General features: G+C 61.0%; 9 protein-coding genes and 1 pseudogene. 1 reads left to right on the top strand and 9 read right to left on the bottom strand.

Going from position 1 to position 10,584, the window contains the following annotated elements; all coding sequences use genetic code 11:
- Positions 1-460: 460 nt before the first annotated feature.
- The 6 genes from pgm to trxA form a co-directional block, all read right to left on the bottom strand.
- Entirely contained in the window at positions 461-2,107 is a 1,647-nt protein-coding gene (pgm, locus tag J3L12_RS13575) for a phosphoglucomutase (alpha-D-glucose-1,6-bisphosphate-dependent) (RefSeq protein WP_208015593.1), read from the bottom strand.
- A gap of 107 nt (positions 2,108-2,214) precedes the next feature.
- Positions 2,215-3,435: an L-2-hydroxyglutarate oxidase gene (gene lhgO, locus J3L12_RS13570; RefSeq protein WP_208015592.1), complete on the bottom strand. Its 1,221-nt coding sequence runs from the start codon at positions 3,433-3,435 to the stop codon at positions 2,215-2,217.
- Between the two features lie 37 nt (positions 3,436-3,472).
- Positions 3,473-4,525 carry a mechanosensitive ion channel family protein gene (locus tag J3L12_RS13565; RefSeq protein ID WP_208015591.1) on the bottom strand — a complete coding sequence of 351 codons (1,053 nt, stop codon included), beginning with the start codon at positions 4,523-4,525 and terminating at the stop codon, positions 3,473-3,475.
- Positions 4,526-4,558: 33 nt separating this feature from the next.
- The gene (gene plsX / locus J3L12_RS13560; RefSeq protein WP_208015590.1) at positions 4,559-5,545 is read right to left on the bottom strand and encodes a phosphate acyltransferase PlsX; all 987 of its coding nucleotides are present in this window, start codon (positions 5,543-5,545) and stop codon (positions 4,559-4,561) included.
- A 216-nt stretch (positions 5,546-5,761) separates the two neighbouring features.
- Complete coding sequence (locus J3L12_RS13555) at positions 5,762-6,988, bottom strand: cytochrome P450 (RefSeq protein WP_208015589.1); 1,227 nt, start codon at positions 6,986-6,988, stop codon at positions 5,762-5,764.
- 263 nt (positions 6,989-7,251) lie between these two features.
- Positions 7,252-7,584 (bottom strand): thioredoxin, encoded by a 333-nt coding sequence (trxA, locus tag J3L12_RS13550; RefSeq protein WP_208015588.1) that lies wholly within the window; start codon positions 7,582-7,584, stop codon positions 7,252-7,254.
- 99 nt (positions 7,585-7,683) lie between these two features.
- On the opposite strand from trxA, the gene J3L12_RS13545 reads away from it, so the two are divergent.
- Positions 7,684-8,025, top strand: coding sequence for a DUF309 domain-containing protein (locus tag J3L12_RS13545; protein WP_208015587.1), 342 nt, complete (start codon positions 7,684-7,686; stop codon positions 8,023-8,025).
- Here the strand turns inward: J3L12_RS13545 and J3L12_RS13540 are convergent.
- The 3 genes and pseudogenes from J3L12_RS13540 to J3L12_RS13530 form a co-directional block, all read right to left on the bottom strand.
- On the bottom strand, positions 8,020-8,358 hold the full coding sequence (locus tag J3L12_RS13540; RefSeq protein ID WP_208015586.1) for a YegP family protein: 339 nt from the start codon (positions 8,356-8,358) through the stop codon (positions 8,020-8,022). The two genes, J3L12_RS13545 and J3L12_RS13540, sit on opposite strands and share 6 nt — an antisense overlap.
- A gap of 78 nt (positions 8,359-8,436) precedes the next feature.
- Positions 8,437-8,877 (bottom strand): Rieske 2Fe-2S domain-containing protein, encoded by a 441-nt coding sequence (locus tag J3L12_RS13535; RefSeq protein WP_208015585.1) that lies wholly within the window; start codon positions 8,875-8,877, stop codon positions 8,437-8,439.
- 62 nt (positions 8,878-8,939) lie between these two features.
- Positions 8,940-10,451 (bottom strand): annotated as a pseudogene (locus tag J3L12_RS13530) (alkaline phosphatase).
- Between the last annotated feature and the right edge of the window lie 133 nt (positions 10,452-10,584).

Genomic DNA, 10,584 nt, shown 5'->3' with positions numbered 1-10,584 from the left:
TCCCTTCCTCATCATTACGATATTCAACCTCCACCTCCTTCGTCTCATACCTCATGGCTACTGCCAAGCTCCCCTTGCTCACATCTATCCCCACCCCCAACAGTCTTCCCTGCTGCTCCTTTCCCTGCTGCTCGCTGTTTCTCTTCATTCCAAGCCTCCAAACCTTAGACCTCTTTGCTTGGCCCTGTCATATCGGTTAAAGTGGCTCTTGGAGTCATCAGACCCTTGGCCGTACCAGTTTTAGCGGGGCTCCGCAAAGCATAAAGAGGAGGGACGGGTTGCATTGCGAGTGGCTTCTAGCCTTTGACGACTTCGTCTCTCCTCCTCTTTATTTTCCACCCCTTTCGGGGCTTTCCCTTTATATGACGGCGGTTCCCCGAGAGACGGGTTGGCGAGCCTTTTCACCGACTTTCGATTTGGGTTGTATAGTCAGCTTTACAACGCTCTCCTATGGCCGAGTTTATAAAACCCCCGCTGCCCTGAAGGCTGCATTCACCACTTCCCTGGCCTCAATCAGCACACGTTCCAGGTGCGCCTCGCCCTTGAAGCTCTCGGCATAGATCTTGTACACGTCCTCGGTGCCCGAGGGCCGGGCGGCAAACCAGGCGTTCTCGGTCACGACCTTAAGCCCCCCGATGGGCTCGTTGTTGCCAGGGGCTCGGGTCAGCTTGGCCCGGATGGGCTCGCCAGCCAGTTCGGTAGCCGTGACCATCTCGGGCGAGAGGTTGGCCAGGGCTTTCTTCTGGGCGCTGTTGGCCTCGGCGTCTATACGGGTATAGGCCGAGGAACCAAAGCGGGCCTCGAGGTCGTGGTAATGCTGGCTGGGCGGCTTGCCGGTTCTGGCCAGAATCTCGGCGGCCAGCAAGCCCAGAATAATACCGTCCTTGTCGGTACTCCAGGCCGTACCATCCATGCGCAAGAACGAGGCCCCGGCGCTTTCCTCACCGCCAAACCCAAGGGTTCCTGCAAGCAGCCCATCCACGAAATACTTGAAACCCACCGGCACTTCAAAGAGCCGCCTGCCCAGGCTCTGGGCCACCCGGTCAATCATGCTGCTGCTGACCAGGGTCTTCCCCACTCCCATATCCGAACGCCACTGGGGGCGGTGCTGGTAGAGGTAGAAGATGCACACCGCCAGGTAGTGGTTGGGGTTCATCAGCCCGTCGGGGGTCACGATGCCGTGCCGGTCGGCGTCGGGGTCGTTGCCGATGGCCACGTCGAACCTGTCCTTCAGGCCAATCAGCGAGGCCATGGCATAGGGCGACGAGCAGTCCATGCGAATTTTGCCGTCCTTGTCTACGGTCATGAAGGCAAAGCTGGGGTCAATGCGTTCGTTGACGATGGTCAGGTTCAGGCCGTAGTGCTGGGCAATTTGCTGCCAGACCTCGAGCGAGGAGCCTCCCAGGGGGTCTACCCCAATCCGCACCCCCGCCGCCTTAATGGCCTCCATATCCAGGATGCTGCCCAACTGCCGCACGTAGGGCGTGACGAAGTCGAACTCCTGAACGGTGTTGAGGGCCTGGCTCAGGGGCCAGCGTTTTACCTCGGTGAGGCCATCGCGCAGGATCTGGTTGGCCCGTTCCTGCACCACCTTGGTCACGCTGGTGTCGGCAGGGCCGCCGCTGGGGGGGTTGTACTTGAAGCCGCCGTCCTGCGGAGGGTTGTGGCTGGGGGTAATCACGATGCCGTCGGCCAGTCCGGCCTTACGGCCTCGGTTGTACTCGAGGATGGCATGGGAGACCAGGGGAGTGGGCGTGTAGCCGCGCCCTTTGGCCACCCGCACATCCACCCCATTAGCCGCCAGTACCTCTACCGCAGTAATCCAGGCAGCCTCGGAAAGGGCGTGGGTGTCCATCCCCAAAAAAAGCGGCCCGGTGATGCCCTGCTCGGCGCGGTACTCGGCCACCGCTTGCGAGACCGCCAGAATATGGGCCTCGTTGAAGGTGCCTTGAGTGGAGGTGCCCCGGTGGCCGCTGGTGCCAAAAGCCACCTGCTGGGCCGGGTTCTCGGGGTTGGGCTGCAGGGCGTAGTAGCTGCTCACCAGCCGCGGGATATTGACCAGAATGCTGTGCGGGGCAGGTTTGCCGGCCAGGGGGTGTAGGCTCATAACAGCTCCTTCTGGGAGGAGTCTATTTCAGCTATAGTCCATAGTCCATAGTCGATAGTCAATCGTCCATTGACTATGGACCATCGACCCTAGACCTTTGACGCTCGTTACGCCTTTGCCACCTCTTTACCCTTGTGCAAGGCCTCGATCTGATCCACCACATACTCGGCAAAGGGCATGGAGGCGGTCCAGGCCGGCGAGATGGCGTTCAACACGTGCAGGCTCTCCGGGTTGCCCTCGAGCATGAAGTCCATCACCAGTTTTTTGTCCTGGTGGTCGTAGAGCTGGGCGCGGATGCCAGGGCGGCCCCAGGTGCGGTAGTTTTCCAGCCTGACCCCCTCGAGCAGGGCCGAGGCCTGCCTGACCAGGTAAGCCTGGGAGTATTTTTTGATTTCCTCGAGGGCAATCCCCCGGAAGTTGAAGTCGTTGCGGAAAAACAAAATGGCTTCGTCGCGCAGAATGGAGAGGGCTTCGGCGGCATCGAAGCCTTTGAGCCCCTCGTAGTTCTCGCGCCAGAAGGCGGGGATAGCGGTGGGGCCAATTTTGGCTTTGCCATCCACCGTAACGGTAAAGTGGACGCCCAGGAAGGTGTTGCGCAGGTCGGGCACCGGGTAGATGTTGGTTCGCAGCGCTCCCACTGGCTCGGAGCCATACACATACAGGCCCTTGAAAGGCAGAATGCGGTAACGCAGCCCGATGCCAAAGTCGTGGGCGACCTTGTCGGCATGAAGCCCCGCAGCATTGACCACAAAGCCCGCGCTGTAGACCTCCTGGGGTGTGATGACATCCTGGCCGCGCCGCGCCTGGTAGGGGCTGTTCAGGCGAATTTCAATCCCCTGGGCCTGGCACTCCGCCGCAATGGCCGCCATGCATTCCTTGGGGTCTACGGTAGCGGTGTTGGGCGACCACAGGGCCAGCTCGGTGGTTTTGACCCTGGGCTCGATTTTCTTGGCCTCCTCGAGGGGAATCAGATAGGTCTCGACCCCGTTCAGGTCGCCCCGGCGCTTGAGTTCGCGCAGCCCCTCCACTTCCTGCTCGTTTTTGGCCACCACCAGCTTGCCGCAGCGGTTGATTTTCAGACCGCGCTCCTCTACAAACTGTTTCCAGCGGGCGTTGCCATCACGGGTAAAGCGGGCCTTGAGCGAGTCGGCAGTGTAGTAAAAACCGGCATGCAGCACCCCGGAGTTGCGCCCCGAACCGTGAACGGCCAGTTCCGGTTCTTTCTCCAGCACCACAATGCTCGCGGTTCGGTTGCGCTTCTTGAGCTCGAGGGCAATGGTCAGGCCCACAATGCCCCCACCGATAATCAGGTAATCGCAGGTTTTCATCCCCCTCATTCTATGCGGGGGTTGCACACAAACAGGTTCAGGTGTTGACGATGCGCCGGGTGGGGTAGGGAATCGCGATTCCCTCGGCATCGAGGCGCAGCTTGATGCGGCGGCGGAACTCCCGGCCAATGGCCCACTGTTCTTTGGGCTTGGCGTTGAACAGCACCCGAATCAGGATGCCCGAGTCGGCCAGTTGCTGGATGCCCAGGGTCTCGGGGGGCTGGTCGGTGAACTTATCGCGCCACACGGGGTCGTGGTAAAAGGCCTCGGCCTCCGAGCGTATAACCTCCAGGGCCCTGTCCACCGGCGTTTCATAGGCCACCGAGACATCCACCACCGCCCGGGCCCAGTCGCGGCTCATCACCGTGACCTGCTGGATGGTGGAGTTGGGGATAAAGTGCACCCGGCCCTCGAGGTCGCGCAACACGGTAATCCGCAGGTTGAAGCGCTCCACCCCGCCGGAAAGCTGGCCCACCGTGATTACATCGCCCACCCCGTACTGGTCTTCCAGCAGGATAAAGAAGCCATTAAGCACGTCCCGGATCAGGTTCTGTGCGGCCAGCGAGATACCGAGCCCCACCACTCCGGCCCCGGCCAGCAAGGCGGTCACGTTCAGGCCCAGGTTCGAGAGGGCAAAGAGCACGCCCAGCACCACAATCAAGACCTGCAAGACCGACTCCAGCACGCTCTTGAGGGTCTGGGCCCGCACCTGCTCGCGGCTGAACTCGCCGGTGCCCACCGGCACGCGCTGCAACAGGCGGGGCACCAGGCGCAGCGCCAGCGAGGTGGCCCCGGCAATCAGCAGCACCGCCAGGCCGCGCTCGCCCAGCCAGACATACAGGGTGCGGCCCCAGCCGTGCAGGGGCTCGAGTACCACCTCCCAGACATGTAATATGAGTGAGGCTATCATCAGCCCCGTAACCCCCCACCACAGCCAGCCCACCACCCGCCAGTAGCGGTCATCCCGCTCGTCCGGGGTCAGGCGGCCCAGCCAGGTCAGGAGGCCCATGCCGCCCCGCCCAACCCAGAAACCCAGAATCAAAAGGCCGATGCTGACAATGGTGCGTAGCCAGACGCTCGAGGTCTCCATCGCTTGTGATTCCTCCTCCCCTGCTGTTCTACGCTAAACCGCTAACTGGGCAATACCAACCCGCACCCGCTCCACCAGACCCGCCTCCACCACACCCTTTGCCTTGCGAAGGGCGCTCTGTACAGCCCGCCCATCGGCGGAGCCGTGGCCGATGAACACCGGGCCTTCCACCCCCAGTAGCGGCATCGCACCGTACTCGGCAGGGTCCATCCTGGCCCGCAAGCCCTGCAAGGCCCCTCGCACCAACAAGGCCCCCAGTTTGGTGAGCAAAGAACCCCCGCTCAGGGCCTCCCGTACCCACTTGAAAAGGGTACGGGCCTCACCCTCGGAAAGCTTGAGCACCACGTTGCCGGTATAGCCGTCGGTGACCACAATATCGGTGGTACCTTTGAAGATGTCGCGCCCTTCCACATTGCCATAGAAGCGAATACCCGGTGTGGCCTTGAGCAGCGGAAAGGTTTTTAGGGTCAGTTCGTTGCCCTTTTCCTCTTCCTCGCCGATGGAGAGCAGCCCTACGCTGGGGCTTTCGACCCCCTGGGCCTGGGCATACGCGGTGGCCATAACCGCAAACTGCACCAGCCACTCAGGGCGGCAGTCCACGTTGGCGCCGCCATCGGTCAGGTAGGTGCGGCCTCTTTCGCTGGGTAGTTCGATGAGCAATGTGGGCCGATCCACCCCCTTAATGCGCCCCAGGTTAAAGAGCGCCGAGGCCAACGTGGCCCCGGTGTGCCCCATGGCCACCACCGCCGAGGCCTCCTTTTGCTTAACCAGCTCCATGCAGACGTTTATAGAAGCGCGTCGCTTCTTGCGCACATCGGTGGCGTGGTCTTGCATGGTGATGTACTCGGGGGCTTCCACGATGGGCAGGTCGCCCCCCTGTTTCCGCAGTTCCTCCTTTAGCGTATCGGTAGGGCCCACCAGCACCACCGGAATCCCCTGGCTTTGGGCCAGGAGCGCACCTTCTACCGTGACCTTGGGGGCATGGTCGCCCCCCATGGCATCCAGGGCAATGGGTTTCATGGGATATAGCCTAAAGCCCAGAGCCTAATGCTGGAAGGAATAGCCACTTACACCAAATGAACCCCTTTCCTTCGCCCCTTGCGGGAGAAGGTGGCAACACTTCACCCTCGCTATTTACGAACAGTGACGGGAACACCATTGACCCTGCCTGGGGTGTTGCCGGATGAGGGGGCGTGGGAACGCCCCTAAAAGACGACTGTCCAGGTGAAGTGGGCATCACCAGGCGACCGGCATGGCCTTGTGGCCCCGGATGACAAACCCGCCCGTGTACTCGATCTGGTCGGCGGCCAGATGAATGTTCGGGAGCCGCTTGAGCAGGGTCTGGAAGGAGGTTTGCAGCTCGAGGCGGGCCAGCGGCGCCCCGATGCAGTAGTGGATGCCCAGCCCAAAGGTTAGGTGTTGGTTTTCCAAGCGGGTCAGGTCGAGCTGGTCGGGGTTGGCAAACTTGCGCGGGTCGCGGTTGCCGGAGGCGTACATCAGGGCTACCTCCTGACCACGCCGCAACGGAATACCTTTGTAGTCCAGATCTTCCAGCACCCAGCGCTCGAACATGGGCAGGGGGGTATCGAAGCGCAGCAGCTCCTCTACGGCCAGCTTGAAGAACTCGGGCTGGTTCCTGGCGGCAGCCTCTTGAGCCCGCGCCATCTGGTCGGGATTGCGGGCCAGGGCCAGAAAACCCGCCGTGGTGCCGTTCACGGTGGCCTCGTGGCCGGCGTTCAGGAGCAAAATGCAGTTGGCCACCAGCTCGTCGGGGGTGAGCTTGTCACCCTGTTCTTCGACCTGTACCAGCGCCGAAATCAGGTCTTCGCCGGGCTTTTTGCGGCGTTCGTCGGCCAGTTGCTTGATGTAGCTCGAGAACTCCACCACCGCCTGGTTGGCCTCTTTGGCCTGCTCGTCGGTGTAGCCCAGCTCATAGAGCTTCACAATTTTGGCCGACCAGGGGCGCAAGAGGGGGCGGTCTTCTTCGGGAACGCCTAAGAGCTCGGCAATCACCGTTACCGGCAGGGGCTCGGCGTAATCGGCCAGCAAGTCCATCCGGCCCCGATCCTCTGCACGGTCGAGCAAGCTGTTCACAATCTTCTGGATTTTGCTCCTGAGCCCTTCCACCCGGGCCGGGGTAAAGGCTTTCAGCATCAGGCCCTTGAGGCGGGTGTGCTTGGGGGGCTCGCTGTCGAGCATGTGGTTTTCCTGAAAATGGTCGAAGTCGCGGGTCAGGGGGTTGGGCGGGGGCCAGCCCAGCTCATCGCGGGAAAGAATGTGGGTAATCGAGCGGCCCAGCCGTTTATCCCGCAACAGGTTGGCAATATCTTCGTAGCGCAGGAAAAAGACCTTGTTCCAGACCTCGTCGTAGAAGACCGGCAGGTGCTCCCGCAGGTGCGCCAGGGTGGGGTAGGGGTCGCGAACGAACGCGGGGTCGTTGATGTTGAGGTGATAGGTTTGCATCGCCAACAGCATATCGCGCTTTTCCCAGACGTGGCCGCCCGCGAAAACGAGAGTACGTCTCGGCCCAAGCGCATGTTACACACCCAAGCGTAGGCCGGGCCCGGCCCACGGGTGCTTGGGTTTCGAGTTTCCCGGCGGCCACAGTTCTATCCAGAACAAAGAGCTCTTCATCCCGGATGGCTCGGTTTTTGTGAAAAGCGCTCTAATCCCCTGTGGCAAAACCAACAGACCCTCCCGGTGGGGAGGGGTTGGATAAACGGCGCTTAGGCACTGACCGGCAGGTGCTTGTTCAGGCGGGCCACAAAGCTATTCTTGGGGGCCGCTCCCACCATAACCTCCACCGGCTGACCATTCTTGAACAGAATGATGGTGGGAATGCTCATCACCCGAAACTTCATGGCGGTCTGGGGGTTGGAGTCCACATCCAGCTTGGCCACTTTCAATCTGCCTTCGTACTCTTTGGCCAGGTCTTCCATGACCGGGGCCACCATACGGCAAGGGCCACACCACTCGGCCCAGAAATCCACCAGCACAAACTGATTCTGCTTCAGGATTTCGTCAAAGTTGGCATCGTTCACTTCGATGGGTTTTGCCATAGCGATTTACCTCTCACACTGGGCCAGGGCTACAGCCCTTCCGGTTGTACACTTTAGCACTGTTGGCAAGCCATAGGGGAAGCCGATACACTTTTTATAGTGCGGGAAATTGATTTGCTACGTACCCCGGAGTACCTCGAGGCCTTGAACCTGTGGAACCAGGGTTTATTCTGGGAGGTTCATGAGGCTCTAGAGCCTCTGTGGATACGACTCGCGGGCCCAGACCGGGCACTGACTCACGGCATCATCTTGCTGGCTGCCGCTTTGCACAAGGCCAAGAGCAGCTCCACAGGCGGCTGGCGTAACTTCGATAAGGCCCTGAAACACCTGGATGGAATCCCCGCAAACTATCAGGGGATCCGGGTGAAAGCCCTGGTGGAAGAGGTGCGCCTTGCGCTGGAACGTGAGCTGCAAAGCCTGCCTGACTTTCCGTTGCTATGAGGTGGTCTGGTCGTCCAGGGTAGCCTCTGGCGCATTTTTCTTGACCGAGGCAATTCCGTTTTCCATAGCGACCTCGGAGCTGTACATCTCGCTGCGTCCAATTTCCTGGTGGTTGGCGGCCTTGAGTACGAAATATGGTTCGCCGTTGCTGGCCGTGCGGCGCTCGTAGCGTTCGTCCAGGAGAGCGTTTTTGCGAACAGAATCAATACCATTGAGGGCGCTGTCCCTGGTCTGGTAGCGCTCACTGGTGAGGATGGTTTCGCCGTTGCCGGCCTTGAGGTTGAACATATACTGCCCGTCTGAGGTGGTGGAGAGCACAAACTTGCCTGCCATACATACCTCCTGAATTGGGGTCTAGCGTGATTATCTTACCCGATTTACGTCCAGGAGGTATGCAAAATCCATTTCCCTTCAGTTGTCCAACCACCCCACCGCCCAGACCGCCCCGTCGCGCAGTTCCAGACGAATCGCACGGAGCGGCCTGTCCGCCGGGCCCCCTACCAGCAGACCGTCGGCCCGGAAGCGACTGCCGTGGCAACCGCACTCGATTTTCTGCTCGCGGTCAGGTAAAGGGACGGTGCAACCCAGATGAGTGCAAATCCTCGAGTAAGCGGTGAGATAGACCTGCTCGCTGACCCTGAACACTCGGGGGTTAGCTTCCTTTGAAACAGGCACGCGCACAAGAATGGCAGGCTGACCCGCAAACATGAACGGTACATCGGCCCAGACTTCCGACAAACGGGATGTTTCAGCGATGCGTACCGCTGACGGTACAGACTGACCCAGCCCTTTGCTCCCCACCAGGGCCAGGGCACTTCCCAGGAGGGTTTTGTGGGCTTCACGGCGGTTCATGCAGTCGGCTCCTTTGAGCACAGGCAGGAGGCGCGTGGCCTCCTGCCCGCTGGTTGTTTTAGTTAGGCCAGCGCCAGGGCATCGTCGGGGTGGTTCCAGGGAACCTCAGCGCGGCTTTTGAGCACCTCGAGGGCCTCTTGCTCGCTCATCACCGGGTTCTGGAAGCGAATGCCCAACGCACGGGTCATCAGGGTAAAGTTGTAGGTGTTGTCCACCAGGCCGATGCGGGCTGCGCCTACACCCCGCCCGTAGAGTCCGAACAAGGTGGGGCCTGCGGTGTGCTGGCCCGAGTTCCAGCCGATGTTAGGCCGGTTGACCTGAGCAGCATCGGTCTGGCGCATCACCCAGGCCAGGGTGTTGGCAGGCTGGATACCCCGCACCACAGCATCGGGCAGGAAAACCCGCTGGGTGATGGCTGCCACCACGGCCTGGGCTTGTTCGGGCGTGAGGGCAATGCCCTTCACAGTGCGGTACAGCTCGGTGACGCTCTCCGTGGTGGGCTGGTTGCCCAACCGACCCAACATGAATTCAATCGAGCCTTTCTCATTTCTGAGCAGGTCAATCCCCACACTGCCGGCTCGGTACACCGACCCGGCCCCATACAGGGCCGGTGCTCCGCAGACGTGATCCGAGCCAATGATGAGCAGGGTATCGGGGTTCTGATCCACAAAGTTCATCACCACTTCCAGGGCTTCGTCGGCAGCCAGAATGTCCCACATACTAGCAGCAGCGTCGTTGAGGTGGTTGGCGTGGTCAATGCGGGCGGCCTCAACCTGGAGCACAAAGCCCTCGCGCTTGCCCGCCAGAACGGGCAGGGCTTTGCGGGTCATGGCGGCCAGGCTGGGCACGTTGGCGTTCTGGAAGCGGCGGTCTACCTCGTAGGGCACGTGGCTGCTGCTGAACACCCCCAGCAGCTTGGAAGCATTGGCGGCTTCCATCTCAGCCGGGGTTTTGGCCACCGCGTAGCCCTTGGCAGCGAACTCGGCGTACATATCTTTTTTGTCACGGCGCACTGCCGGGTCGAAAAAGCGCTGCCCACCGCCCAGATACACTTCGGCCCCAAAGTCCAGATACTGTTGGGCGATTTCCTCTTCGGCATTGCGGTCGGGGTTGGAGACCACAAAGCTGGCCGGGGTGGCGTGGGTAATGGTGGCCGTGGAAACCAGGCCCACCGCTTTGCCCTGCTGCTTGGCCAGGGCAAAGATGGGGGTCAGTTTGCGCCCATCTACATGAATGGCCAGCCCGCCGTTGACGGTCTTGACCCCGGTACTCCAGGCATTACCGGCCGCACTGGACTCGGTGACGAAGCTGGTCAGGCTGTTGGTGTTTTGCAGGCCATTGATGCCGGTAGCCAGGAAGCGCTCGAGGGCCAGCGGCTTACCCAGCACCCGCCTTGCGTAATACTGGGCAATGGCATAGTCCTCCCAACCCATGCCGTCGTAGGCGAAAAAAATCAGGTTGCGGGCCCGCACCAGGATGCCTGGCTGATTGGCCTAGGCGCTCTGGGCTTGGGCCGAGAGTGCGCCCGCTACCCCTGCTGCTACGCCTGCTTTGAGAAGGTCTCTACGTTTCATGGTTGTTACCTCCTACAGGAGCGTACCGATATGCCGTCAGGAACGTGTCAGTCCAGGCTCGCCAGAGTGTAGGCGAATCCGAAAAATCTTCTGACAAACCTCTGACCCAGAAGCCCTAGCGTTTTGTTGGGAT

This window comes from Meiothermus sp. CFH 77666, from assembly GCF_017497985.1.
Classification (GTDB): Bacteria; Deinococcota; Deinococci; order Deinococcales; family Thermaceae; genus Meiothermus.
Note: the sequence above shows the minus strand (reverse complement) of the source record. Positions and strands in the feature narration are given on the sequence as shown.